The sequence below is a fragment of the Streptomyces sp. NPDC007863 genome (genome assembly GCF_040633895.1).
Taxonomy (GTDB): Bacteria; Actinomycetota; Actinomycetes; order Streptomycetales; family Streptomycetaceae; genus Streptomyces.
Window position 1 is genome coordinate 18,813 of sequence record NZ_JBEYEI010000024.1, and the last position, 26,660, is coordinate 45,472.

22 protein-coding genes are annotated in these 26,660 nt (G+C 71.8%); 15 read left to right on the plus strand and 7 right to left on the minus strand.

Features of this window, described 5'->3' with window-relative positions:
* The first annotated feature begins 73 nt into the window (after positions 1–73).
* From ABZ621_RS31395 to ABZ621_RS31445, 11 genes are all read left to right on the plus strand, one after another.
* Complete coding sequence (locus ABZ621_RS31395) at positions 74–1,108, plus strand: LacI family DNA-binding transcriptional regulator (protein WP_360609833.1); 1,035 nt, start codon at positions 74–76, stop codon at positions 1,106–1,108.
* A 149-nt stretch (positions 1,109–1,257) separates the two neighbouring features.
* Positions 1,258–2,559 (plus strand): sugar ABC transporter substrate-binding protein, encoded by a 1,302-nt coding sequence (locus tag ABZ621_RS31400; RefSeq protein ID WP_360609834.1) that lies wholly within the window; start codon positions 1,258–1,260, stop codon positions 2,557–2,559.
* 65 nt (positions 2,560–2,624) lie between these two features.
* On the plus strand, positions 2,625–3,560 hold the full coding sequence (locus tag ABZ621_RS31405; RefSeq protein ID WP_360609835.1) for a sugar ABC transporter permease: 936 nt from the start codon (positions 2,625–2,627) through the stop codon (positions 3,558–3,560).
* A 1-nt stretch (position 3,561) separates the two neighbouring features.
* Positions 3,562–4,434 (plus strand): carbohydrate ABC transporter permease, encoded by an 873-nt coding sequence (locus ABZ621_RS31410; RefSeq protein ID WP_360609836.1) that lies wholly within the window; start codon positions 3,562–3,564, stop codon positions 4,432–4,434.
* 77 nt (positions 4,435–4,511) lie between these two features.
* A complete protein-coding gene (locus ABZ621_RS31415; RefSeq protein ID WP_360609837.1) occupies positions 4,512–5,978 on the plus strand; it encodes a glycoside hydrolase family 32 protein in 1,467 nt (488 codons plus the stop codon).
* Between the two features lie 227 nt (positions 5,979–6,205).
* Positions 6,206–7,183 (plus strand): carbohydrate kinase, encoded by a 978-nt coding sequence (locus ABZ621_RS31420; protein WP_360609838.1) that lies wholly within the window; start codon positions 6,206–6,208, stop codon positions 7,181–7,183.
* Positions 7,184–7,417: 234 nt separating this feature from the next.
* A complete protein-coding gene (locus ABZ621_RS31425) occupies positions 7,418–8,008 on the plus strand; it encodes a TIGR04222 domain-containing membrane protein (protein WP_360609839.1) in 591 nt (196 codons plus the stop codon).
* A gap of 710 nt (positions 8,009–8,718) precedes the next feature.
* Positions 8,719–10,308: an AbfB domain-containing protein gene (locus ABZ621_RS31430; RefSeq protein WP_360609840.1), complete on the plus strand. Its 1,590-nt coding sequence runs from the start codon at positions 8,719–8,721 to the stop codon at positions 10,306–10,308.
* Positions 10,309–10,386: 78 nt separating this feature from the next.
* Entirely contained in the window at positions 10,387–11,478 is a 1,092-nt protein-coding gene (locus ABZ621_RS31435; RefSeq protein ID WP_360609841.1) for an ALF repeat-containing protein, read from the plus strand.
* A 266-nt stretch (positions 11,479–11,744) separates the two neighbouring features.
* Positions 11,745–15,674, plus strand: a complete 3,930-nt coding sequence (locus ABZ621_RS31440) for a hypothetical protein (RefSeq protein WP_360609842.1) — start codon at positions 11,745–11,747, stop codon at positions 15,672–15,674.
* Positions 15,675–15,676: 2 nt separating this feature from the next.
* Positions 15,677–16,258: a hypothetical protein gene (locus ABZ621_RS31445; protein WP_360609843.1), complete on the plus strand. Its 582-nt coding sequence runs from the start codon at positions 15,677–15,679 to the stop codon at positions 16,256–16,258.
* An 832-nt stretch (positions 16,259–17,090) separates the two neighbouring features.
* Here ABZ621_RS31445 and ABZ621_RS31450 read toward each other — a convergent pair.
* Positions 17,091–17,396: a hypothetical protein gene (locus ABZ621_RS31450; RefSeq protein WP_360609934.1), complete on the minus strand. Its 306-nt coding sequence runs from the start codon at positions 17,394–17,396 to the stop codon at positions 17,091–17,093.
* A 552-nt stretch (positions 17,397–17,948) separates the two neighbouring features.
* On the opposite strand from ABZ621_RS31450, the gene ABZ621_RS31455 reads away from it, so the two are divergent.
* Positions 17,949–18,230, plus strand: coding sequence for a hypothetical protein (locus ABZ621_RS31455; RefSeq protein ID WP_360609844.1), 282 nt, complete (start codon positions 17,949–17,951; stop codon positions 18,228–18,230).
* A 298-nt stretch (positions 18,231–18,528) separates the two neighbouring features.
* Here the strand turns inward: ABZ621_RS31455 and ABZ621_RS31460 are convergent, their stop codons facing one another.
* Entirely contained in the window at positions 18,529–20,118 is a 1,590-nt protein-coding gene (locus ABZ621_RS31460) for an MFS transporter (RefSeq protein WP_360609845.1), read from the minus strand.
* Between the two features lie 245 nt (positions 20,119–20,363).
* Positions 20,364–20,837 (minus strand): MarR family transcriptional regulator, encoded by a 474-nt coding sequence (locus ABZ621_RS31465; protein WP_360609846.1) that lies wholly within the window; start codon positions 20,835–20,837, stop codon positions 20,364–20,366.
* Between the two features lie 754 nt (positions 20,838–21,591).
* Here ABZ621_RS31465 and ABZ621_RS31470 point away from each other — a divergent pair.
* Together ABZ621_RS31470 and ABZ621_RS31475 are read left to right on the plus strand one after the other, a co-directional pair.
* A complete protein-coding gene (locus ABZ621_RS31470; protein WP_360609847.1) occupies positions 21,592–22,401 on the plus strand; it encodes an alpha/beta hydrolase in 810 nt (269 codons plus the stop codon).
* 107 nt (positions 22,402–22,508) lie between these two features.
* Positions 22,509–23,315, plus strand: a complete 807-nt coding sequence (locus tag ABZ621_RS31475) for a helix-turn-helix domain-containing protein (RefSeq protein ID WP_360609848.1) — start codon at positions 22,509–22,511, stop codon at positions 23,313–23,315.
* On the opposite strand, the gene ABZ621_RS31480 is transcribed toward ABZ621_RS31475, so the two are convergent.
* Positions 23,309–23,953: an NAD(P)H-binding protein gene (locus ABZ621_RS31480; RefSeq protein ID WP_360609849.1), complete on the minus strand. Its 645-nt coding sequence runs from the start codon at positions 23,951–23,953 to the stop codon at positions 23,309–23,311. The genes ABZ621_RS31475 and ABZ621_RS31480 overlap by 7 nt on opposite strands.
* Before the next feature lie 192 nt (positions 23,954–24,145).
* Between ABZ621_RS31480 and ABZ621_RS31485 the strand changes: the two genes are divergently transcribed.
* Entirely contained in the window at positions 24,146–24,586 is a 441-nt protein-coding gene (locus ABZ621_RS31485) for an Rrf2 family transcriptional regulator (RefSeq protein ID WP_360609850.1), read from the plus strand.
* Between the two features lie 285 nt (positions 24,587–24,871).
* On the opposite strand, the gene ABZ621_RS31490 is transcribed toward ABZ621_RS31485, so the two are convergent.
* The 3 genes from ABZ621_RS31490 to ABZ621_RS31500 form a co-directional block, all read right to left on the minus strand.
* Positions 24,872–25,192: a hypothetical protein gene (locus tag ABZ621_RS31490; RefSeq protein WP_360609851.1), complete on the minus strand. Its 321-nt coding sequence runs from the start codon at positions 25,190–25,192 to the stop codon at positions 24,872–24,874.
* Positions 25,193–25,324: 132 nt separating this feature from the next.
* Positions 25,325–25,813, minus strand: coding sequence for a hypothetical protein (locus ABZ621_RS31495; RefSeq protein WP_360609852.1), 489 nt, complete (start codon positions 25,811–25,813; stop codon positions 25,325–25,327).
* Positions 25,813–26,373: a matrixin family metalloprotease gene (locus ABZ621_RS31500; RefSeq protein ID WP_360609853.1), complete on the minus strand. Its 561-nt coding sequence runs from the start codon at positions 26,371–26,373 to the stop codon at positions 25,813–25,815. Before ABZ621_RS31500 ends, ABZ621_RS31495 begins: the two co-directional genes overlap by 1 nt.
* Positions 26,374–26,660 lie beyond the last annotated feature (287 nt).

Below are 26,660 nucleotides of genomic sequence, written 5' to 3' on the forward strand. Positions count from 1 at the left end.
ACAGCGCATGACGGGTGAAGCACTCTCATCGCATCCTGCTAATCCGATTTAGCCGAGCGGAGCTGATCCACCGATGTCCGAACGCCGCGTGACCATGGCCGACGTCGCCCGCGAAGCGGGCGTATCGCCGACGACCGCGTCGTTCGCCCTGTCCGGCCGCACCGACATGCGCATCTCCGACGCCTCCCGGGAACGGGTCCTGGAAGCGGCCAGACACCTCGGCTACCGTCCGAACGTCACCGCGCGCAGCCTGCGGACGAAGTCCACGCAGACCATCGGGTTCGTCTCGGACCGGATCACCACCACGCCGTTCGCCGGCGACGTCATCCGCGGCGCCATGGAGGCCGCCCGCGAGCGCGACCACCTGCTGTTCATCACCGAGGCAGGCGGCGACCGCGCGGCCGAGTCCTCGCTGGTGCACGCGCTGCTGGACCGCCAGGTCGACGCGGTGATCTACGCGACCATGTTCACCCGGTACGTCACTCCCCCCAAGGAGCTGTTCGGGCGCCGCGTGGTGCTGCTGAACTGCCTGGCCCCGGGCTTCGACGCGCCGTCCGTCGTCCCGGACGAACTGGAGGCCGGGCGGGACGCGGCCCGCGCCCTGCTCGCGGCCGGTCACACCGAGGGCGTCTGGGCGATCGGCGGCCACCAGGCCGTCCCCGCCACCCCCGAGGGGATCATCGCCGGCAACGAGCGCATGCGCGGCCTGGAAGAAGTGCTGCGCGAGAACGGCGCCCACCTGGACGGCGTCATCGAGTGCGACTGGGACACGCTGGACGGCTACCGCGAGGTGTCCGCCCTGCTGGCGGCGGGGACCCGGCCGCGCGCCCTGGTGTGCCTGGCCGACCGGGTGTCCTTCGGCGCCTACCAGGCACTCGGCGAGGCCGGGCTGTCGGTGCCCGGCGACGTGTCGGTGATCTCGTTCGACGACCAGGACATCGCCTCCGTGCTGCGGCCGGCGCTCACCACGCTGAAGCTGCCGCACTACCGGCTCGGCCGCCTCGCCGTGGAGCTGATCCTCCGCGACGGGCCGCTCGAGACGGCCGTACACCGCGTGCCCATGCCGCTGCGGGAGCGTGCCTCCCTCGGCGCTCCCGCCGGGGAGTGACACCGGCACCCGAAGACAGCCGTCCCGCCGACCGCAACGGCGATTCCGAAGCGGGCGGCGGGACGGCCACCAAGAACAGCGACCGACGCAACCGGTCGCCCAGGGCGGGTCCTGCAAGACCCGCCTCCGTGAGATGGAGGAACCTCGTGGTGTTCAGAACCAGGCGCCTCGCCTTTGCGAGTGTAGCCGCCGCGGCGGCCACCGCGCTCGTCGCCGGATGCGCGTCCGGAACCGGCGGGAGCTCGTCCGGGGCCAGCGGTGACACGCTGACGCTGTGGACGCACAACGCCGGCAACTCGGCCGAGCTGGATGTCGTCAAGAAGATCATCAAGGACTTCAACGGCTCCCAGGGCAAGTACAAGGTCGAGCTGCAGTCGTTCCCGCAGACCGACTACAACAACTCCGTCGTGGCCGCCGCCTCGGCGCGCAAGCTGCCCTGTCTGCTCGACGTGGACGGCCCCAACGTGGCGAACTGGGCCTGGGGCGGCTACCTCGCTCCCATCGACGTCACCGGCGGCCAGGTCCCGGTCGAGGACCAGCTCGCCAGCACCGTGGGCACCTATCAGGACAAGCTCTACTCCTTCGGTTTCTACGACGTCGCCCTGGCCTTCTTCGCCCGCAAGTCCGTCCTGAACGAGCACGGCATCCGCATCCCCACCATGGACAAGCCCTGGACCAAGGACGAGTTCGACGCCGGCCTGGCCAAGCTGAAGAAGAGCGGCAAGTTCGCCTACCCGCTGGAAATGGGCACCGGCGGCAGCGGCGAGTGGTGGCCGTACGCGTACTCCCCGCAGCTGCAGAGCTTCGGCGGTGACCTGATCGACCGCAACGGCTACAAGACCGCCTCCGGCACCCTGGACGGCGAGGAGTCCGTGCAGTGGGGCAACTGGTTCCAGTCGCTGGTGACCAAGGGGTACATGGCGAAGAAGTCCGGTGCCGACCCCAACAAGGACTTCCTGGCCGGCAAGAGCGCCATCCAGTGGGACGGCAGCTGGAACGCCACCAAGAACGCCGAGAAGCTCGGCGACGACCTGGCGATCATCCCGCCCGTCGACTTCGGCAAGGGCCCCAGGATCGGCGGCGCCTCCTGGCAGTGGGCCATGAGCTCCACCTGCTCCAACAAGGAGGGCGCGCAGGAGTGGCTGAAGTTCTCCCGCCAGACCAAATACTTCGTCGATTACGCCAAGGCGACCAGCACCATCCCCGCCACCAACGAGGCCGCGACGCAGATCAAGGACTACCAGCCGGGCGGAGAGTTCGCCGTGCTCGTCCAGTTCGCCCAGAAGTACGCGACGGTCCGCCCCGCCACCCCGGCCTACCCCTACATCTCCACCGAGTTCCAGAAGGCGGCCCAGGACATCCTCGCCGGCGCCGACCCGAAGAACGCCCTCGGGCAGGCCGCGAAGAACATCGACAACAACCTGAAGACGAACAACAACTACGCAGGCTGACCGCCCCGGTCCGGTTCGGGCCCCCGACCGCACCGCCCGAACCGGACCGGCTCCCTGGAGATACCGTGACCACCAAGACCGCAGCCCCCAAGCGGCTGCGTCCGGTCCGGCGAACCCGCACGAACAACGCCCGTCGCCGTGAGAGCCTCACCGCCCTCGGCATGGCCACCCCGGCCGTCGTGCTGCTGATCGTCTTCCTCGTCGTACCGGTCGCCCTCGCCTTCGCCCTGGCCTTCACCGACGCGAGACTCATCTCGCCCACCCCGGCCCGCTTCGTCGGCCTGAGGAACTTCACCCAGCTCTTCCAAGACCCCGTCTTCTACAAGTCCCTGCGCAACACGGTGTACTTCGCCGTGGTCGTCGTCCCGCTCCAGGCCGGCCTCGCCCTGGTCCTGGCCCTGCTGGTCAACGCGAAGGTGCGGGGCATCAACTTCTTCCGCACCGTCTACTTCCTGCCGGTCGTCACCTCGATGGTCGTGGTGTCCCTCCTGTGGACCTTCCTCTACCGGAAGGACGGCCTGGTCAACCACGTCATCCAGACGCTCACCCTCGGCCACTTCCAGGGCCCGGACTGGCTGGGCGACCCGGCCACCGCGATGCCCGCCATCATCCTCATGTCGGTGTGGCAGGGCGTCGGCTTCCACATGATCATCTGGCTGGCCGGCCTGCAGACCATCCCCGCCGAACTGTACGAGGCCGCGGAACTCGACGGAACCACCACCTGGCAGCGCTTCCGCCACGTCACCTGGCCGGGACTGCGCTCCACGCGCACCTTCGTGCTCGTCACCATCACGATCGCGGCGTTCAGCCTCTTCACCCAGATCAGGGTGATGACCCAGGGCGGCCCGCTCGACTCCACCACCACCGTCGTCTTCCAGGCGGTGCGCACCGGCTACGACCAGCAGCAGACCGCCTACGCGGCGGCCATCTCGCTGATCTTCTTCGTACTCGTCCTGACCGTGTCGCTCGTCCAGCGGTTCCTGACCCGGGAGAAGGACTGACATGACCTCCCTCCTCAAGCGACTCGGCGGTCACGCCGGCCGCGTCGTCCTGGCCCTGGTCTTCGCGCTCCCGCTCGTCTTCATGCTGGTCTCGTCGTTCAAGACGGACGACCAGATCTTCGGCGACCTGGGCTCGGTGAGCGCCTTCCTGCCGGTCGGAGCCCTCTCGCTGGACAACTACACCGGCATGTTCGACCGGGTCCCCGCGGCACGGTTCCTGCTGAACTCGGTACTGATCTCGTCGATCACCGTGGTCCTCGGCATCATCGTCAACAGCCTGGCCGCCTTCGCGCTCGCCCGGATGCGGTGGTCAGGGCGCAAGGTCGTCCTGACCACGGTCATCGCCACCCTGATCGTGCCCTTCGAGACCTTCGCGCTGCCGCTCGTGTGGTGGGTCAACCAGCTGCCGCTGCTGCGCGTGAACGGCTTCCAGCTGGAGTGGACCACCGGCTGGATGGACACCTACCAGGTGCAGATCCTGCCGTTCGTCGCCAACGCCTTCTCGATCTTCTTCTTCCACCAGTTCTTCCAGAGCATCCCCAAGGAACTCGACGAAGCGGCGGTCATGGACGGCGCCGGCTGGTTCACCGTCTACCGGCGCATCGTGATGCCGTTGTCCGGCCCGGCCGTCGCCACCGTCGCCATCCTCACCTTCCTGCCCGCCTGGAACTCCTACCTGTGGCCGCTCATGGTCGTCCAGAGCGAGGAACTGCGCCCGGTGATGGTCGGCATCTCCTACTTCTTCCAGCTCAACGTGGGCTGGGGCCAGATCATGGCCTACTCCTCCATGATCACCGTGCCGATCCTCGCCCTGTTCGTGGCGTTCCAGAAGTCGTTCGTCAACAGCATCGCCTCCACCGGCGTCAAGGGCTGACCCTCCGCCCCGCACCGACGGCTCCGCCACGCCCTCACGACTTCCGTGTGCTCCGCACGCCCTGAGAAAGGCCCCGTGTGTCCGCGTCGCCTACCGACCCCCACCTGCCCGCCGTCCACCTGCGGCCGCCCCGCAACTGGATCAACGACCCCAACGGTCTCGTCTTCCACGACGGCCACTACCACATCTTCTTCCAGTACAACCCGCACGGCCCCCAGCACGCCCACATGCACTGGGGCCACTACCGCAGCCCCGACCTGCTCACCTGGGAACCCCTCCCCGTCGCCCTCGCCCCCACGCCCGGCGGCCACGACGCCGACGGCTGCTTCTCCGGCAACGCCGTCTCCGTCGACGACCGCATGGTGGCCTTCTACTCCGCCCACCGCCACGACCGCTGGTGGCAGCCGGTCACCACGGCCGAGTCCTACGACGACGGCCACACCTGGACCAAACGCCCCCACCCGCTCATCCCCGAACCCCCCGCCGGCACCACCATGTACCGGGACCCGTATGTCTGGCGGCAGGACGAGCGTTGGCGGATGCTGGTCGGCTCCGCCCTCGACGACGGCCGTGCCGCGGCGCTGCTGTACGAGTCCGACGACCTGGAGCGCTGGACGTACCGCGGCCCGTTCCACACCAGCGGTGCTGACGCCGGCACGGGGCCGATCGGCTGGGAGTGCCCCCAGTACGCCACCTTCGGCGACCGAAGCGCCCTGATCCTCAGCGACTGGACCCCGCAGGGTGGCCCCAGCCACACCAGCGTCGTCATCGGCCGGGAGAACGAAGGACGTTTCGAAGCGGCCACGCCCCTGATGCCGCTGGACCACGGCCCCGACTTCTACGCCCCCGCGCTGCTGAAGGCCCCCGGCGAAGACCGCTGGCTCATGTGGGGATGGGCCTGGGAGGCCCGGGACGACGCCTGGGCGCACGAAGCGGGCTGGGCAGGCGTCCTCACCCTCCCCCGCGAGGTCGGCCTCGCCGCCGACGGCGCGGTCGTCCAGCGCCCCGCCCGCGAACTGCTGGCCCTGCGCGGCCCGCGGATCCTGCACGGAACCGGGCACGTCACACGGACCGAACCGCTCGAACTCGGCCAGGTCGGCCGCACCTTCGACCTCACCGCCGCCCTCGTCCCGGACACCACCGGTACGAGCGGGCTGCGCCTGGTCACCTCGGCCGACGGTTCCGAGTACCTCGACATCAGCCTCGACCCCACGGCGGGCCGCCTCGTCGTCGACCGCGACCACGCCTCACGGGACACCCGGGCCCAGGGCGGTACGTACACCGCGCCGTGCCCGGCCGCGGCACGCGCCCACGCCCGCGTCGAGCTCCGCGTGATCGTGGACCGCTCGATAGCGGAGGTGTACCTGGCCGACGAACAGGTCCTCACCCTGCGGTTCTACCCGTCCACCGACGGAACGTGGCGGCTGCAGGCCCGGACGACAGGGACAGGGCGCAGCGAGTTCGCCGTTTCGGCCTGGAACCTGACCGCAACTGGTCATCTGCGGGAAGCGCAGCCGGCGGGCCGGGGCACGCAGGGCGCTTGATCAGGGGGCGCAAGCCCGGGACGCCGGCCCGGTGCGCGGCCCACCCTCTCGTCCTCACACCTGAAAGACCGGCCCAGCCGCACGCGGACAGGCCGTGCGCCCGCGCACCGCACCGTGTGCGGCACCTACGTCCACCGCAGTACCCCACGCCTCCGCGGCGTCCCGGGCTGCGTTCCGTGGCGCGGGGCGACAGCCCCGCGCCCCTCCCTGAGAGGCAGAAAGTCACCATGGCTCGACCCGGGTCTCCCGGCAGCGTCGACGTCCTCGGCGAGTGCGTCGCCGACATCTTCGAGGACCACGATCGGTCCGATCCCGACGGGCTGGTCCTGCGGGCGCTGCCGGGAGGGGGCCCGGCCAACACCGCCGTCGCTCTCGCCCGGCTCGGCACCCCCACCCGCTTCCTCGGACGCCTCTCCGACGACGCGTTCGGCGCCCTCTTCCGCGCCCGTCTCCGCGCCTCCGGCGTCGACCTGCGCGCCAGTGTGACCGCCTCCGAGCCCAGCACGCTTGCCGTCGCCGACCTCGACGCGTCCGGCCAGGCCGCCTACACCTTCTACGCCGACGGCGCCGCCGACTGGCAGTGGACCGACAGCGAACTCGCCTCGACGCGGAACGACGAAGCGGTCTGCCTGCACACAGGCTCCCTCGCCCTCGTCCGCCGGCCCGGCGGCGGTCGCATCGAGGACCACCTCGCGCGGGTACGCCGGCACGCCACCGTGTCCATCGACCCCAACGTCCGCCCCCTGCTCGTGGCGCCCTCCGCCTACCGCGAACGGCTCCCTCACTGGTGCGCCGTCGCCGACATACTCCGCCTCAGCGAGGACGACTGCGCCCTCCTCGCCCCGGACACCCGTCTCGACGAGGCGTGCGACACCTGGCATGAAGCCGGGGCCCGCCTCGTCGTCATCACCCTCGGCAAGAACGGCGCCCTCGCGTCGCTCGACGGCACGCGCGTCACCGTCACGGCCCCTCCTGTCACCGTGGTCGACACCGTCGGCGCGGGGGACTCCTTCACCGCAGGCCTCCTTCACCGTCTCGCCGCCCTCGGACACCTTGGCGGCCGACTCGACACACTGACCCTCGACGACGCTGCCGACGCCTGCTCCTTCGCCGCCCACGCTGCCGCCCTGACCTGCTCGGTCCCCGGTGCGAATCCACCCTGGAAACAAGGAACAGCCCTGCGATCGGCGTCGAGCAGCACCTGACGCGTGAGGTGCGCGGCAGGGCGAAAGGCACGGCGGCCGAGGTCCCGTCCCCTCATCCCCTCTGAGGAAGCGCCACGACTGACTTCTGGGCTCGGAGGCCGCTGTCTCTGGCGTCCTGAAGCTCAGAAGAAGCTCTGAACGTGGGTTGAGGCCGGCCGGTGCGGCAGTGTCGGCGCGATCATGGGGGCCACACCCGTCCGACGGATCCGTACGGGTGTGAGAGGGGGACACGGGATGACGGGGATGTTCCGGCGCGGAGGAGCGGACCGTGGCGGCGAGGGCCTGGACCCGTACGAGTACGCGTACCTGGCCGGCGGGGGTCTACGGGTCGCGGAGAGTGCGGTTGTGTCCCTCACCGAGCGCGGGACGCTCTCCCTGGGCGCAGCCCGCCTGCGTGTCATCGGCGAGGAACGCCCCGAACACCCAGTGGAGCGCGCCGTCATCGTCGCCTGCCCGCGTAGCAAGCCGGTTCGGGAGGTGATCGAGGCCGTCAGGCACTCTTCCGAGGTCGACGACGTCGCTCGCCGCCTCGTCTCCCTGGGCCTGGTGCGCCGATGGGGACGGAAGCCCACCCGAGCAGGACGGCGATGTCTCGCGGCCGCGGCCTCGGCGGGGCAGGTACCCGCGTACGCGCTTCACGGCCCCGCCGCCTTCGTTCCCGGCTCCGCCCGACGCGGGCCGCTCGCCGCCCACCCCGTACCTGACGGCCTCGGACGCACCCTGATCCGCATGGGCAAAGCCCTCGACGACGACGGCCGCGGTCACGGCACGGACAGCGGTGCGGAGGGAGGTGGTTTCGGCGGAGGCGGTGGTGGCGGCGACTGACAGCGGAACCGCTACGGGGTTTCCATCCGCAGCCGTGACGAGCGGGCGGCCCTCGCCCCCGCACCAGTACCGGCCTTCCCCGTCGCTTTCGTCGAAACAGGCACGCGGACGCGAGGACGAACGCGTCGAGGTGGCCGAGGACCTGTTCAGCACCGGTGGCTGTCCGGCGGATCGTGTGCGCGTGCGGCCGACTGCGCCGCCAAAGCGGAATTTGCCCCACCGTATGCGACATGCGCCACTGCGTCAGGAAGATCATTGCGTGGGTCGGCATGCGCGGGTTAGGTTCGTTATGAACAGCGTGACCGGGCAGCGTGCCGGAGGGGATCGACGAGGCACTGACCATGCTTCGCCGGACCGGGCGCCCCAGGGTGTTTCATCAGTGCAGCAGGGGGAATTGTGAGACGTCGCCGGAGTGGATCTCCGAATCATCGCGCGGCGGCGTGCCTTTCCCGCTGACACTTCGGTGTTCCTCCGACACACCGTCGTCGTTCTTCCTCGCCTCCGGGATTGTGATGGACCGTCACGTCCCTTGATGGCTGAGCGACTTCACGTCCCGGCTCACCTCGTTCCACATGGCGGCGCACACGACCGACCACCGCGACGACCACGCGGTACCCGCTGCCGTTTTTCTCATGTACAGCCGCCGCCGACTCGGCGGCAGAGGGGGTTTTCGCACGACCATGAACAGCAAGAACAGCACTCCCGCGCGTATGCGGCGCATTGTGACGCGCGGCCTCACGACCGCCACCGCCCTCGCGGCCGTCACCGGTGCCGTCGCGCCGGGGGCCGTCGCCGACAGCACCCCCGCGACAGCGGACGTCGCCGCCCGCGCCGCGGGCATCGGGACGACCGACGACCAGCGTGTCGAGGCCGCGGCCGTGGTCCGGCTCGACCCCACCGCCGACGTGCTCCTGCTCAGCGACTACGACTTCATCCACGCGCTGTGGCAGAAGGCCAGCGACGCGGGAGAGAAGCTGGACGCGGTGCGCACCGCCGCCGAGCAGGCCATGGCCAGCACCGTCGAGGACGACCACGTGCGGTTCATCGCGACCGGCATCCACGAGGCGTACAAACTCGACCAGCAGCGCGAGCGGGAGAAGGCCGAGGCCGAGCGGGCGAACCGGCTGGCCAAGTCCCAGCTCCTGCTCGCCATCGGCATCCCCAGCACCCCGGAGCTCCTCGCCCTCGGCGACGACAACTTCATCCGGGCCGTCGCCCGGCACACCGCGTCCGGTCCCGAAGTGCGGGCCGCGGCACTGCAGGCACTGCTCGGCGAGGCGGCGGACTGGCACGAGTTCATCGTCAACGGCGCCCGCGAGGCCCACAAGCGCGACGTGGCCAACGAGTTGAAGGAGCTGGAGGAGAAGAACCGCAAGGAGGCCGAGCGCCGCAACGAGGAGGAGGCCCGCAAGAGCGCCGCCGCCCTGTTCCGCGTCACGCCCTCCCCGGCCATGCTCGCGCTGAGCGACGACAACTTCATCCGCGAGCTCCTGCGCCTGGCCCCCGCCGACCTGAAGGGCTCCGAGCTCTACGCCGAGGCGCAGCGCGCCACGCTCAGCTCCGACCCGGCCGTGTGGAAGGCGTACATCCACACCGGCGCCGACGCCGCGTACAAGCGCGACGACGAGAACCGGCGCAAGCAGCTCGCGGAGGCGAACCGCAAGCTCGCCCTGCAGATCCAGGCCGCGGCGGAGAACAGCGGGGTCAACCCGCATCTCGCCGCCGCCGCCAAGAAGGCGCTGGCCGGCAGTGACGAGGCCGTCACCCACTTCCTGAAGGCCGACACCCAGTACCGGCTCAAGCGCCAGACCCTGAAGGTGCGCGGCAACGGCGACGTCGCCCGCCAGTCCAGCGCCGACCGCGGGAAGGTCGTCCTCAGCGACTCGATCGGCTCCGCGAGCTCCCTGGCCGACCGCGAGGACGCCACCTGGGTGGTCGTTCCGTCCCTCGCGAGCCGGCCCGGCTGCTACTCCTTCGAGTCCGTTCGCAAGCCCGGCCACTACCTGAAGAGCGGCAAGGCGGAGAAGGACGGTCTTCGCGTGGAGGTCGCCGCCGACGACCGCAGCGCGGCGTTCCGGAACAGTGCCACGTGGTGTGCGCGCAAGGCCCCCATGCCGGAGAGGTTCGGTGGCATGTACTTCACGCAGCCCGCCGGCACGGCCACGAACTGGCTCGGGCCCACGACGACGGCCGTCTACGCGCGCTCCAAGATGACGTTCGACCTGCCCGGCGGCAAGCCGGGCGAGGCCCAGCCGGTCCTCATGGCGATCTGGCGCATCTCCGCACCGCTGGCGCCCTGACCCGAGGGACGAACGACGGGGGGAGCGAGAGTGATGACAGGATCCGCCGGTCACGGCGTGAGACGTCGGAGTTGGGCCGTGTCCGGACTGGTGGTCGGCGTGCTGGCCGCCGGCGGCGTGTGCGCCGACCCGGCAGCCGTCCCTGCGCACGCCGTGGCGGTGGCCGCCGACCCGGCCGGGCCCGAACCGGCGGGAGCCGGTCAGCCGGCGCTGGTGGCGGCCGCCGCGGCGGAAGAGGCACGGGCGCGCGTCCTGCGGCTGGCCAAGTCGGGGCTGCCCGCGGAGATCCGTACGTCGGCGTGGAACGCGCTGCGCAGTACGCGCGGCGACGCGGCGATCGCGGACTGGCTGGCCCCCGGGGGCGGCTACGACGCGGCGAAGCGGCGCCTGCGTGACGCCCGGTCGCGCAACCGGGCGTTCTGCGAGCGGGTGGTGAGCACGCATCCGGCGGGCTTCTCCCCCGCGGTGCGGTCGGCCGCCGAGCGGGCGCTGAAGGGTACCGACGCCGATCGGGCCGCGTTCGTGAGGACCGGGTACGCGGAGGCGCAGCAGCGCGACCGCGCCATGCGGGCGGCCGACGCGGAGCACCGTCTGGAGATCGCCGAGCGGGACCGCGCGTTCGTACGGGCCCTCGCGGAGGGCGACCCCGGGGAGCAGGTGCGGGTGGCGGCGCAGTGGGCGCTGCGGCCCGGCTCCACGGACGCGGACGTCGCGGAGTTCTTCGGCTACGGCTGGGCGACGGGCGCGGCACTGGACGTGGAGGGGTACCGGCTGCGGGTGGCGGACGACGAGGTGCGTCGCCACCACCTGCTGGCGCAGCTGATCGTGCAGGCGGTGGCCGCCGAGGAGGCGTTGAAGTCCTCGGCGGACGCGGCGAAGGCGCGTGCCGAGGCCGAAGCGGCCTGGCAGGCGGTCGCCGGTCACGCGGACCGTGCGCGGCAGGCGTGGCTGGCCGAGGAGGACGCGGCCAGGACGCAGGCGGAGAGCTGGCAGAACATCGCCAGGCTGGCCGAGCAGAGCGCCGACGGCCTCTGGGAGAAGATCTCCGCACCCGCCGGGGCCCGTCAGGGCGACTGGGCCAAGGAGCGGACGGAGGCCGGTGAGACGGCCGCCTTCTGGAAGGGCATGGCCGACCGGGCCCGGGACGGCGAGAACCGCGTCAAGGGCTGACGCCACGGGCCCGGCGCGCACTTCGCCGGGCCCATACCGCCGCCGATGCCGGGCCCGTACCGTCCCGACGCCGGGCCCGTACCGCCGCCGATGCCGGAGCCGTGACTCCGGCCCGTTCCCCCTGCCCGCGCATCGAGGGCAGGGGGATTTCTTTGCCGCTTTTCTTTACCGACCAATTCGTTGAATTTTCTTTACCGATCGATTCGTTGAAGGGGTTTCCCGTGAAGGGAACGTTCCGGCCGCGGGCCGGAAGAAGGCGCGGACGTGTGCCCGGCCTGATGGGCAGGGCGGTCTCCACCGTGATGGCGCTGGCCGTCCTGGGCGGTGTGGCCGGGGAAGCCGGCGCCGCGACCCGGACCGGGGCGGACGCCACGGTCTCCTCCGGCCGACTGCCGGCCGGGCTGCCGGCCGGGCTGCCGAAGCCGGCCGCCACGGCGGCGCCCGCGCCGCGCACCGCGCTGGACGACATCAGTGCGGCACGCGATCGGCAACTGGTCGAGGACTTCGCGGAGTTCGACGAGGAGGAGGAAGTCCGCGAAGCCGCGAGGAAGGCGTTGGCGAGCACGGATCCTCACGCGATCCGGGACTTCCTGGAGCGTGGTGAGGCCGAGGCGCGGCAGCGCGCCAAGGACGAACGGGACGCGGCCGACATCACCAACCGTCGCCGGATCGAGGCGATGCGCGGTACGGGCGGCCCGTTCTTCAACGCGGAGGTCGAGCGGGCCCTGAAGGGCGCGGCCAAGGACCGGGCCGACTTCCTGGCGTTCGGCGCCGACATCGCGCGGCAGCGGGACAAGGCCACCGAACAGAACGAGCAGCAGCGCGCGGCGGAGAACCGCAAGCGGGTGGAGATGCTCGCCGCGGTCGGCGGTCCGGAGGTGAAGCGGGCCGCGCAGGCCGCGCTGGCCACGGGCGACGAAAAGGTCATCGCCGAGTTCCTGGAGACGGGCTACCTGGTCGCCGCGCAGAAGGACGCGGACGACCGGGCGGCACACGAGAAGGCCCAGAAGGAGGCGCTGGAGGCGGCGCAGCGGCTGCGTGAGCTGGCCGAGAACACCGCCCGCGCCGCCGAGGCCCGTACCAAGCTGATCGCCGCCCACGGCAACGCGGTGAAGGCGCTGAAGACCTCGGCGAACGCGATGAACTCGGCGGCCGCGCAGTCCCGTGAGGCCGACCGGATGCTCGCCGCCGACCGCGCCGGGAAGCGGCTGTCCGACTACGCGCCGGTGAAGACGGAGATCGCCCGGCAGGTCGGTATCGCCGAGGACGCCGCGCGGCAGGCGCAGGTGGCGGCGGGCCAGGCCAAGGTGCAGGCCGATGTGCTGGTCCAGACCGGGCTGACGCACGGCGTGCAGTGGTCGGAGGTCGCCTCGGGCATCGCGTCCGCGGCGGACGCGGCGGCCAAGGCGTCGGCGACCGCACAGCACGCCGTGGACGCGACGGCGGCCGACGCGGCCGGGCTCAACTCCAAGAACCAGGCCGAACTGCACGCGCGGCAGGCCGCCAAGTGGCGGGCCAACGCCGAACAGCACGCCAAGGCGGCGGCCCGGCTCGCGGAGGCTGCGGCCAGGCAGGCCGCGATCGCGGCGGACGCGGCGGGCAAGGCCCGTAAGGCGCGGATCGAGGCCGAGCAGGCCGAGAAGCAGGCGTGGGACCATGCGAAGAAGACCCGTGACGCGCGGATCGAGGCGCAGCGCCAGGCCAGGATCGCGGCCGAGCAGCGGGCGATAGCCGAGCGCGAGCGTGACCTCGCCGCGGCCGCGCGGGCACGGGCCGAACGGGAACGCGACGCGGCCGCCCAGGCACGGGCGCGTGCCGAGGCCGAGGCGCGGACCGCCTCCGCGAAGCGGGCCGACGCGCAGGCCGCCGCGGCCGTGGCCGCGGAGAAGCGGGCCACCGCGCAGACGCAGGAGGGCATCGCCGCCAAGGCGGACGAGCTGGCCCGGGGCGAGGAGACCAAGGCCCGCGACGCCCGCAACAAGGCGGTGACGGCCGAACGCGCCCACAAGGCGGAGGAGGCCCGGGCGAAGGCGACCGAGGCGCTGGCCGCCAAGGCGAAGGGCACCGAGCACGCGGAGGCCGCGCGCACGGCGGCCACCGAGGCGCGCTCCGCCGCGAACGCCGCCGGTACGGCGGCCGGTACGGCCCGGGGCGCGGCCGACCAGGCATCCGGCGCCGCGGTGCGCGCGCGTTCGGCGGCCATCGAGGCGGCCGGTGCGGCCGGGCGGGCGCGGGCGGCGGCCGCCGAGGCCACCGCGCACGCCGCGCGGGCCGACGCAGCCGCCGGCCGGGCCGAAGCCGCGGCCTTCGCGGCGAACGCGGCGGCGAACCGGGCCGAGTCCGAGGCTGCCGCCACCCGGGCCGCGGCGCACCGGGCCGACGCGAAGGCCGCCGAGGCCACCGCGCAGGAGGCGCGCGCCGGCGTCGCCGCCCACGAAGCGGCCCGGCTGGCCGGCCTCGCCGCGGTCCACGCCAACCAGGCCCTGCAGGCCGCCAACCGCACCCGGGACGAAGCCGAAGGCGCCACCCGTGAAGCGGCGATGGCGCGCCTCCAGGCCACCGTCGCCCTGCAGGCCGCCGGGTCCGCCCGCACCACCGCCGCCGGCATCGCCGACCCGGCGAACACCGCGATCCTCCTCACCGCACCGTTCACCGGCGCGGACGTGAACGCCGACTTCGCCACCGAGGTGGCCAAGGCGTCCCTGACCATGGGGCAGGAAGAGACCGCCAAGGCCGAGGCGCGGGCGACCGAGGCGGTCAAGGCCGCCGAGGCGGCCGAAGCCGCGGCGGCGCGCGCCAACGCCCAGGTGGCGCCCGCGTTCAAGGCGGCGGCAGCGGCGGCCCGTTCCTCCGCGGACGCGGCGCGCTCGTCGGCGGCCGCGATGAAGTCCGCCGCCCAGGCCGCCGAGGACGGCGCCAAGGCCCGGGCCGCCGCGGCACGGGCCCACCAGGCCGACGCCCAGGCGCAGGCCGACGCGAAGCTCGCCCGCCAGGCCGCCGACCAGGCCTTCGCGGACGCGGCGGCGGCACGCACCGCGGCGACCCGGGCCGAGGCCGAGGCGCAGCGGGCACGGGGCGCCGCCGCCGAAGCGGAGAACCACGCGGCGGCCGCCGCGGGCGCCGCCACCCTGGCCGAGAAGGAAGCCGGCCTCGCGCAGACCGCGGCGACCCGGGCGGAGAAGGACGCCGCCGACGCCGCCGAGCTCGCGGACTCCGCCGAGAAGCACGCCACCTCGGCCGAGACCGCCGCCAAGAACGCCGGCACCCATGCCAAGGAGGCCGAGGCGGCGGCCGAGCGGGCCGAGGAGTACCAGCGCGAGCAGGAACGCAAGGCCCGCGAGGAGGCCGCCAGGAGCAAGGAGAAGGGGGACGGCTACTCCCTGGAGGAGGCCGAGCGCAAGGCGCTCGAAGCGGCGGGCATCAGCGTCGCGGAGTACGAGGCGGCCAAGGCACTCGCGCAGCAGGACCTGCTCGACTACCTGATGGACAACGGCGCGGAGCTGCTGGTCGAACTCGCCGCCGAGGAGATCAAGGAGTGCTGGGACGACCCCGACATCCCGACCTGTCTGTGGGCGATCGTCACCAACCTGCCCTGGGCGAAGGCCGCCAAGGTGGTCAGCAAGCTCCCGAAGCTCGGGAAGATCATCCTCGGCATCGACGACTTCCTCGACAAGTCGGCGCGGGCGAAGAAGCTCGTCGACAAGGGCGAGGAGATCCTCGACGACGTCTGGAAGAAGCTTCCGGCGTGCGTGACGGACAAGAAGAAGAACGGTCCGGCGCGGAGTGCCGCGCTGTCGGCGGGTGCCGCGCGCGGGGCGTTCGCCACGAGGTCCGGCGGCGGCGACGCGGAGAACATTGGCCTCAAGCGCGAGGAGTACATCGCTAAGCTGGTCGGCGGAACGGTGGCCAAGGACGACAAGGGCCAGGACATCAAGATCGTCATGCCCAACGTGGGATCCAGCGGTCTCGACGTCATCGGGCCGAACGGCGAGTACATCTACGTCGGCGGCGGCGCCAAGGCCGCCAATCCTGCCAAGTTCGGAAAGGCCCTCAAGATCAACAAGTACGCGGCCGACGAGGCCGGTGTGAAGGCGGTCTACTACCTGGCCGACAACACCCCGGAGTCGGCGATCAAGCAGGCCAAGAAGGTCTTCGGAGACGACAATGTCCACATCTTCACGCTGCCGAGCTGCTAGCCATGACTGACGGATTCATCCGGTGGTACCGGGAGTCGGCGGCCACACCGGTCCTCGCCGAGCAGGCGGAGGTCTTCGGGGCGCACGGCCTCGCACTCGCGCACCCGGCGCGGGGCGCGGCCGTCGTGCTCGACGTCGAGGGCGACGGTGTCCCCATGAGCGGGGAGGAGCTGGGCCGCCTGCTCGGCCTGCGCATCGCGTCCCTCACCGTGAACTGGTGGTTCTCCGCCGACGTCGACGTGACCGACGAGTTCCTGTACGAACCGCTCGGCTGCGAGATCCAGACCTTGTGGCTGGACGGCCTCACCCCCGAGCAGACCGACGCGGTCGAGGCGGCCGTCATCGCGGCGACGACGGCACTGCCGGTCCCGACCCGCGCCGTGATCGTCGACCGGCAGGGCGCCAGTGACCCCGCCGAGTGGGACTCGGCCGTGCTCTACGACGGGGACAGGACACCGGTCTTCCCGGACCGGGTCCTCGCACGCGACCCGCTCACGCGGACGCTCCTGCGGTCGCGGCCCGAGCTGAGAAGCGAGCAGGCCGATGGAGACCTGACACTGCTCACTCCCGCCCGTCCGCTCTGACGCCCGGGGAGGCCGCCGCACGGCGAACCCCCGAAGGAAGGCCCCGCCGGTCCCCTGACCCGCGGGGCCTTCCCGTGCACCGAAGCCGACGCGCGGGCATCCGACGCCCGTACGCTCGCTCTCCGGGAACGGGGCCGCGAGCCGCTCGTACCGGCCGGCAGGGCATCGGGCTGGACGGCCCCTCGGTACGGTTGACGACACACCCGCTCGTGCGCGGCGGCAGGAACCGGAAGACTCTTCCTGCGGGTCGGGCATCGCTTCTCGCGGGGCGAGCCGAGGCGCCGGATGCGGGACGACGTCCGTGGTGTGCTCGGCCCGGTCGGCCCGGTCGGCCGCAAGAACTCCTGGCAACTGTCCGAGTTCGTCGGGCACTCCACGCCGGACGGACTGCGGCGTCTCCTGGCGAAAGGCCGGCGGGAAGCCGTCGAGGACCGCGATGACCTGCAGGATTACAGTGCCGAACACCTCGGCGCCGACGACCGCGTCCCAACGGCGGATACCCGCCCACCGCAGCATCACCAGGCCGGACGAACTCGCCTGCTTCCTGGCTGCGGCGCCCTTGCAGGCAACCCGCGCCGCCCTCGTACGCGCGCCCAACCAGCTCACCGCCGAGGCCGAAGAGCTATGCCAACGACGGCAGTTGCCGACGCCGGAGCCGTCCCCCTCCGCAGGGAGGCCAGGAGGCAGCACCCTCGGCCCGTGCTCCGGCCCGGGGACCGCGGTGCGATCCGGCGGCGCCCGCCAGGCCGATGCCGCGCGCTGCGGGCACACAGCGGAAAGGGCGTACCCCCGGGCGGCAGCCCGGGGGTACGCCCTTCTGCGGCGCCTGCCGTCAGGAGGAGTGGACCTGGATCTCACCGATCCCCGAGCCAAGGCTCGAACAGTGCGCGGTCGACTGGCCGGAGTCGCCCGGCTCGAGGCGGATCTGTTCACCGTCCGCGTCGGGCGACCAGCCACAGATCAAGTGGACCCAGAAGGTGATGGGCTCGCTCCCGACATTGGTGCACAGTGCCCAGCCGGTGTAGTCGTCGATGTTGTGCTTGCCCTTCTCGCACGAGAGCCCGTGAGGGTCCGCGGCGGGGGCGGCCACGGCGGCGGGCGCCGCGGCGGACAGAGCGAGGGCGAAGGCTGCGGACACGGCGAGGGCGGCGCGCACAGCGGCGCCCGCCTTCCTGTTGTTCTTCAAAGTGTTTCTCTCCGTGAGGTCGGACGACTTCCTTGCCCCACTCTGCCGCCCCCAAACCGGACCAAAACTACGCCCGGCTTCACCGTCCGTGAGCGAAAGGATTCGGCACACCGGGAGAAGTCGCACGCGGCCCTGTGGAAGTCACGGACACTCTGTCGCGTACTTCTCGTTGAAGCCGGCTGGCGTTGCGGCAGTCTTGGACGAATCGCCGGCAGATGCAGGGAGCCAGGTTCAGGGTCGCGTCCGCGTCGCCGGTGTTGCGGTAGGTGAGGGCGCGGGTCGTGGGCTCGTTGCTCGCCTGCTCGGCCCGACCGAGGGCCGGCGGTCCGGGGTGGAGGTCCAGGGGGAGTCGCTCCAAGGCCCCACCACGCGAGAGCCGCTATCCGGAATGTCGGATTCTCACCTTTCTGTGGCGTAAATTGCCCATCCCGGAGCCGATTCCTCCGAGGTACGTTCCACACGCGCCCTGCGCAGACGGTGCGGGACGCCGACCAAGGGGGAACCATGACGTTCAAGGCCAAGCCGCTCGGCATCGCCGCATCCGCCCTGCTCGGACTGAGCCTGGTGCTGGGGGGCGCGGGCACCGCGTCCGCCGACGTCGGGTGCGGCGACGTGTGGGACAGCGAGATCCGATCGTACGAGGTCACCTTCAGCTACGAGGGCGAGTGGGTGTCGGACGAAGGGGTGACCATGTACCGGTACTCCGGGACGGTCAACGGCAGCGTGCAGAACGCGTACGAGACCAACTACCAGGGTTCCAGCATGACGCTCAACATCCCCTGCTGACAGCCGCGAAAGGCCCCCGCCCGCAGGCTCGACGAGGTGGCGCGGGTGGCGGGGCCATCCACCAGATGCCCGGGGCTGTCGGGGTCCGCACCGGGCCAGGAATCGATGACGGCGGCGGTGCGGAGGACTTGCCCGACGCCTCCGGTCCGATCGCACGGCGCCTGGACGGTACGGACTCGCCGCCGAGGGAGCCCCGGCCGCAACGGCGTTCAGTGGGCGGACACCGCCCGCTCGCTGCGAGGGATCCGTTCCCACGGACCCCTCGCAGCGGTTCGGCCGGGCGGGAGGCCCGTCGGCCTCAGTGACGGGCCGCGCGGGGAAAGCGACGTATGCCGGCCGCGGAGAGGAGCGCCGCGAGGACGCACAGGGTGCCGGCGACCAGGACGGAGGTGTGCACGCCGTTCATGAACGCCTGGTGACTGCCGTCGGCGACAGCCACCCTGAGCGGGGCGGGCATCCCCTCGGAGACGGGGGCGATGCCCATGGCGACCGCTTCCTTCGCGTCGCGCAGCCCCTCGGCCATGGGCAAGGGCACGCCGGCGGTGACCAGTTCGCCTTGAAGGGTGGAGTCGACGCGGCCGGAGATGAGTGACACGAGGACGGAGGTGCCCAGCGCTCCGCCGATCTGGAGGGCCGTCGCCTGGAGGCCGCCGGCCACGCCGCCGTCCTTGACGGGCGCGTTGCCGACGATGGCGTCGGAAGAGGACGCCATGACCATGCCCATGCCGAGACCGAGCGCGACGAACGGCGGCCACAGTGCCGTGTACGAGGAGTGTGCGCTCCATCCGAGCATGGCGAAGCAGGCGACCGCCTGCAGGGCCATGCCGAGCGGCATGGTCAGCCGGGGCCCGAAGCGGTCGGTGAGCGCGGCACCCAGCGGGGAGGCGATGACGGAGGCGAGGCTGAGAGGCAGGGTGCGGACGCCCGCTTCGACGGGGGTCATGCCGCGCACGTTCTGGAGGTAGATCATCACGAAGAAGATCACCCCGAGCAGGACGAAGAAGTTGAGCGCGGTGATGACCGCGCCGATGGCGAGCACACGGTTGCGGAAGAGACGCATGGGCAGCAGAGGCGAGACCACTCGGGTCTCCCACAGACCGAACAGCAGCAGGACCACCACCCCGCCGACGACGCAGCCCAGGGTGCCGGCCGTCGTCCAGCCCCAGGTCTCCCCCTTGACGACGCCGAAGACGACGGCGAGCAGCCCGAGAGCGAGGAGCACGACGCCGACCAGGTCGAACTTCTCGCCGACGGCCGCGGAGTTCTTGCTCTGGGGCAGGACCAGGGCGCTGAAGACGAGGGCGACGACGCCGATGGGGGCGTTGATGTAGAAGACCGATTCCCAGGTGACGTGTTCGACGAGCAGGCCGCCGACGATGGGGCCGAGGGCTGTGGAGACGGAGGAGACCATGGCCCAGATGCCGACGGCCATGCCGAACTTCTTCGGGGGGAAGACGGCGCGCAGCAGGGCGAGGGTGTTGGGCATCAGCAGCGCGCCGAAGAAGCCCTGGACGGCCCGGAAGGCGATGACGCCCTCGATGGAACCCGCCAGTCCGATCGCGACGGAGGCCGCGGTGAAGCCGGCGACGCCGACGAGGTAGAAGGTGCGCCGCCCGAAGCGGTCACCGAGCTTGCCCCCGAGGATCAGCGTCGCGGCGAGGGCCAGCAGGTACGCGTTGGTGACCCACTGGAGATCCGCCGTGGAGGCCCCCAGGTCACGGCCGATCTCGGGATTGGCGATCGCCACGACGGAACCGTCGAGGCCGACCATGAACAGCCCGAAGGCCACGGCGACGAGGGTCAGCCACGGATTGGCCCGCGGGCCGCGCGGACGGCCGGCCGACGGCGCGGCGGGGTGGGCTGGGGCAGTGGAAGCGACAGCGCGCATGACGAATGCAGGTCCTTGTGCATCAGGGAGGGAGGTGCGGAATACGAGTGCGCGGAAAGGCGCGCGGACGTGGGGCACTCCACCCCGGCCACGCGCCTGCCGGGCACCCCGCGACGGGGCGGGAGTGCCGTGCCCGGCGGGCGCGCATGGGCGAGACGGCCGACGAGCGGCCGCTGATCGGGGCAGGAGGAGTCCACTGACGGCACGACTCGCGCGCCCGCCCCTTCAGGAGCGGCGCGCGTGAGTCACGCCGCGGAGCGGCGCAGGCGCTCGTCGAGCGCCTGGAGGGCACCGAGCGCGGAGCCGAGGGCGTCCAGTTCGCCGTCGGTCATGGCGCGCAGGGCCCGGGCCACATGGGCGCTCATCACCTGGTCGACCTCGGCGATCTCCCGCTGGGCGGTCGAAGTGAGGTGCAGATGCGCGACGCGCTTGTCCGTGGCGTCCTGTCGGCGCTCGATCAGGTCCTGCTCGGTCAACTGCCGCACCAGCGCGCTGACGTTGTTCGGCTTCATCAGCAACGCTTCGGCGGCCTCACGCACGGTGATCCCGTCGTGGGCAGCGACATGGCGCAGCAGAGCGAGCTGCGCCTCCGGCGGCTTGGGGATCGCGGCGTCCCGGTCGACCTGCCGCTCCAGGCTCCGGGCCAGCGCGGGCAGGCACGACGCGAGCGCGGTGGCCACGCGGTCGATGCCCGGTTCGGGCGCGCTGGTCGGGAGCATGCCTCCACCGTAAGGATGACCACATACCTATGTCAACATACCTAGCTCGCTTCGGCGCGAACTGAGTAGCCGTAGCGGACGGCCCCGGACCTGTACCTGGAGGAGGAGCCGGTCGCCAGCGGTCCCTACCGTGCGGCGCTCGCCCACCAGGAGCAGGGGTCACCGTGGCTGCACCCGGTGATGATGGAGGAGGCGGGGGCAGGGGGGTTCGATGCCGAGACCGCCGCCCGGATCATCGGTTCGCCGGGCATCCGGGTGCAGTCGACGTCGACGTGCCGGCCCGGCACGGATACCGAAGCGCGTGTCGAACGCGCCCTGCCCGGCGGGTACGCCCGCCTCAACCTCGGGCGCGGCGCCCTGGCCGACCTCTCCTGGTGTCGGCGGAGATCGCCCGGCACGGTGAGCGGATCGGCCCCAGCCCGCAGGTAAGGACCGGAGCGGACGACCGCAGGCTGGTGGCGGGTCTCAGGGCGCGGACCTCGGGGGCCTCCGGGAGGTGCTGACCCGGCTCGACGACGCGGGCTGCACCCGCTCGGCCGGACCGGCTCCCCCGACGATGTCGACGGCGTCGTCATGGCCGGCCGCAACTGCCCCTCCCCCGCACCCCGCCGGCCCTCTGTTTCTCGGATCATGCACGGAGCCGGATGACGAGGTCCGGCTTCCTCGGAAGTCCTTCGGAATTCCTGGTGATCGTCGGACCCGTGACGACATTTGTACAAGACCGAGGGCCGGCAGCCCGGGCATCCTCCCGTGTATGGGGATCTTCGACGGCAAGCATGTGCACGGGATGTACGTGGCCCACGACGGCCCGCGGGAGGCACCACCGCTGGTGCTCATCCACGGATCGGGGGTCTCGGGCAGCTCCTGGGGCCCGGTGGTGCCGGCACTGGCAAGCCGGCATCACGTCATCCGGATCGACCTCCCGGGCCACGGCCAGTCCGCGCCCGCGCCGTCGTACGACGTGCGTGAACAGGCAGCGGGCGTGGCCGCGGTGCTCGATGGGCTCGGCCTCCGTACGGTCACCGTGGCCGGGCACTCCAGCGGCGGATACATCGCCACCGCGCTCACCGAACAGCGCCCGGACCTGGTGGGTTCGCTCGCGCTGATCAGCAGTGGCCCGAGTCCCGACGCCGTCCTTCCGCAGCCCGTCTTCCTTCGGGCTCTGATCGCCCCGCCGCTCGGCCCGTTCCTCTGGAGAGTCCGTTCCGACGCGATGCTCCGACGCGGGGTGACCGTGGTGTGCCACCGCCCGGTGGACGTCCCGGACGACCTGGTCGCCGATGTACGGGGCATTGGCTACCGCACGTTCAGGACGGTGCTGCGCGAGAACGGCGCGTACATCGCCGAGAGGCGCCTTCCCGCGCGCCTGACCGCACTCGACGTCCCGGTTCTGGTGATCTTCGGCGCTGCCGATCCCCGCTGGGATCCGTCTTCGGTGCACCAGTACGACACGGTGCCGAACTCGCGCATCGAGCAGCTGCCCGACGTCGGTCACTTCCCCATGCTCGAAGCTCCGGAGGCGACCGCCGAGTTGCTGCTGCACTTCGCGGCGACGGCCCGCTGACACCCATCGCCTACCCTGGTGCTGTGAGGTCCTCCGAACCACCACCCGACTGGGCGTCGGTGGAGGTCGCCGTGCCCCGGCGGCCGGGACGGCTGCCGGGAGTCAGCATGGCCGGGTTCCGCCAACGCACTCCGGCGCACGTGGACATCTCCATGGTCGCGCACCCGTCGGTCACTCTCTTCGTGGACCTCAGCGACGAAGAGAGCCTCCTCTACGACGCCGACGGCCGGCACGATCGCGGCAGCACGGTCATGGGACTGGCACCGGGCGACGTTCGGCTCGGAGGCCGGGGGGCCGGGGGGATCGAGTGCCTCCAGATCCGGTTGTCGCCGGTCCTTGCGGTTGCGGTGCTCGGCGCGTCGGCCGACCTCAGCGGGACGATGGTCTCCCTGGAGGACGTCTGGGGCCGCGACGCCGGGCGGACCGAGGAGAGGCTGCGGGCCGCCGCGTCGTGGGACGAGCGGTTCACGCTCGCCGTGGATGCCCTTGGCCGACGGATGAGCGCCCGCCCGAGGCTCGATCCCGAGGTGGCCGCTGCCTGGGGGATCATGCTCACCAGTCGGGGACGGGTGCGCGTCGACAGCCTGGCCGACGAGGTGGGCTGGAGCCGTAAACGACTGTGGGCCCGCTTCCGGTCCCAGATCGGCCTCACCCCCAAGCATGCCGCCCGCCTGGTGCGCTTCGACCACGCCGCCCACCTCCTCGCGGCGGGTGACGCCGCCGCCCAGGTGGCGGCCGCGAGCGGCTACGTCGACCAGGCCCACCTCCACCGCGAGGTCAAGGCGTTCACCGGACTGACACCGACCGGCGTGGCCGCCGCGCCGTGGCTCGCCATCGATGACGTCGCATGGCCGACCTCGCTCGCGGACCTGACACCGTCTCCCGCCGGAGACGGCCCGCGGCGGGCTCAGTAGCCGAGGGTGAAGCGGGTCCGGTGGTGGGCCGGGGTGTCGATCTCGTCGAGGAAGGCGATGGCGTAGTCGGCGCCGGAGATGAAGGACCTGCCTTCGGTGTCGGCGACCAGGACGTCGCCGCCGAGGCGGAAGGTGCCGGTGCGCTCGCCGGGAACCCAGGCGCCGAACTCGGCGGCCGGGCTGAGGTAGAACCAGTCCGCGTCGGCCTCGGTGGCCCGGAGCGCTTCGAGGACCTGCGCGTGCGAGCTCGCCTCGGGCTTGTAGGCGTCGGGAAAGCCGGGGGTGTCGATCAGTCGCGGTCCGCCCTCGGCGACGTGCAGGCTGCCGGCGCCGCCGACCACGCCGATCCGGGCGCCGCCCGCGGCGGCCGCCGTGAGGAGCGAGGGGGTGAGCGGGGGCAGGAAGGGCCGGTCGTCGACGCTGCCGCGGACCGCCACGACGAACACATCGGACTTGGCGGCCAGGTCGCGCACGAGGGCGTCGTCGTCGATCGAACCGGCGATCGGGGTGACCCCCGGACGGGCATCGGCGGAGCCGTCGCGGTTCACCGCGAGGACCGTGTGCCCGCGACGCAGGGCCTCGTCGATGATGTGGCCGCCTGCGTATCCAGTGGCGCCGAAGACGGTGAGGGTGGCCATGGGTTCTCCCTTGGTGAGGTGCGGGGTGAGGTGGGTGTCCAGGCGTGGCGGAAGGCGGGGCGGTCCGCGGCGGGTGCCCGTCGTTCCTCTGCCGGTCGCCGTCGCCACGAGGTATTCGTAACCGTGGCGATGACGAATATAACTGTAACAGCCGCGCATACGATTCCCGGGTGTGAGCCGTACCATGGACACATGGCCCAGCCCACGAACACGCAGTTCGCGGTCGGCGTCCACCTGCTCACCCTGCTGGCCGGCGATCCCGGCCGATGGCGGGACTCGCAGTCGCTGGCCGTCAGCCCCGCGACCAACCCGGCACACGTGCGCCGCGTCCTCGGCCGCCTGCGCGCCGCCGGACTCGTCCGCTCCCAGCCCGGACCCCACGGCGGCTGGATGCTCACCCGCGAGGCCGAGGCGATCGATCTGTCACAGGTCTGGATCGCGCTCAACCACGAGGACCCGGTCCTGGGCGTGCACGTTCCCCAGCCCGACTGCGAGGTCGGCCAGCGCGTCCACCGCAACCTCCTCGCCCTGGACCGACGGGCACGCGACGCCATGCTCGCCGAGCTGACCCGCACCACCGTCGCCGACGTCCTGCGCGAGGATGCCGTCGCGCCCACGGCAGTCGGCGTCTGAACTCACAGGCGTCACGTGCGGCACGTTCACCGCCCGTGCCCACGCGATGCCGGCCGCGGCACCGCGCGCGCCCTGGTGGCGGATCGCGCCCGCAGGGAGGCCGTCGCCGCCTCCTGCGTCTCGGGAGCGTCCGCCTCCTTCACCTTCATGGCACCACGAGTCGGGGAGACCTACGCCGCCACCCCTACCCCTGGCTCCGTCGCGCAGCCGGCCACCGCCGTCTCGATCAGCAGGCCGCCGGACACAGGTCGGCGCGGCGCGGAGTGAGCCCCCTTGCCGCGAGCCCTACGGCTTCTCCCCGCCGACGAGTCCGGCGACGACGTCGGCGGCGGACCCCGGAGCGGGCGACCCCTGCGGCAGGTGGATCCGCGCGAGCAGCCGTCCGTCCGGGACTTGGAGACGCAGGGTCGTGACCGTTCCGCTTTCGAGGCCCGTGGTGACCAAGCCCTTCGAACGCCGCACAGCCCTGATGCCGGACCAGGGGTACGCGCTCTGCGCCCCCGCGGGCGGGCCGCACAGGACGCCTCCCTCGAACACGTACAGCCGGTCCCTCCTCGGCACCTGGCGCCTCGCGTACGCCCACAGGCCCACTACCAGGGCGGACACGGCTCCGCCGAGCCTGAACGTCCGACGAGGGGCCGGCCCGGGCCCGGCGGGCGTGAGGTGTCCCTCTCGGTCGGCTCGGCCGGGGTGCCGGCGACCGCTCGTCGACCGGCAGGGCGATGAACGGCCCCCGCCCTACGGACCGGTGGTCGTATCGGTGCAGGGCGCCTCGACGAAGCCCCGCTCGATCTCCTGCTTCCAGTGCGCGCCCACGGTGTCCGCGTCCGCGGCCGCCGGGACGGCCCGGGTGAAGCGGGCGAGCCACACGTCTTCCTCCGGGCCCATCACCGACACCTCGTACCGGCCCCCGGCCTCGACCTGTGCCGCCGCGCCCTCGGGGAGGCCGATCTCCGTCTCGGCCGGAAGCGCCCCCTTGAACACGGCCAGCGTGCGGGCCTTGAAGGTCTGCACGCCCGTGGCGTTGCCCTTGTCGACGAACCGGCCGCGCTCGACGACATCGACCAGGGCGAGGGTCTGGGCCCGGGCGGCCTCCGCCGCATCCGAGGTCGTCGCCGCGCACAGCGACTCCACCCGCGTCCGATCGCTTTGCTGGAGGAAGTAAGCGCCGGCGCCGGCCGCGAGGACTGCGAGGCCGGCGGCGCCGAGTGCGATCTTGTTCATCATCAGCCCCACAGCTTCTTGTAGTTGGCCTTGTCGACGTCGGGAATCCAGGTGATCTCGTAGCCGGGCGGCGGAGCGTTCTTCCACATCAGGGAGATGATCGTGTCGCTCTTGTGGCACAGGCCCAAGGCGTGCCCGAGTTCATGGAGCGCCACGTACCTGAGCCGCTCCTTGGAGGCGCCACGGAGCTTCTGCTTGTTGAAGATGACGTAGTCCGTCGCGCCGATCGAGCCGTGCCGCTCGTAGCGGCCCAGGGGCGCCCGGTCTCCCGTCCCGAGGTTGGCGTCCTTGAACTCGACGTCGTTCGAGGTGATCGCGGAGTCCTCCACGATCTTGATCTTCGAGCCGCGGTACTGCCACGTCTTGACGGCGAAGGTGCGGGCGTCGTCATAGGACGTGTTGTCGGTCCAGCGGATCTCGCCGTCGTCGACGGCCGAGTTGCCTTTCGTCTCCCTCACCCCGTCGAGACACGGGGCGGGCTGGACAGCGGCGTAGGCCGGCGTCGGCGGGCCGGCCGACAGCATCAGGGTCGTCATGGCGAGCAGGCGGGGTAACCGATGCATCCTCACAATACGTAGCGTAATGGTTACTCATTGCCGCCTGGCGTGCACTCGCCAGCACCCGCACCATCGCTGCATCCGTCGTCGTTGGTGGCCGAACTCGACGGTCAGGAGTCGGAGCCGGGGTCGGGGCCAGCCTCGCGTGGTGACCGCTGCCCTCTGAGGCCGGCCGTCCGTGCGGTCTTCGAAAGGGCCGCACGGAGGGGTGGGGAGCCGTGGCGCAGGTGGCCGTGGTCACTTTCGACAGGTTCGACGAGCTGGACGGTTTCCCTGCGTCCCGCAACCGAGGG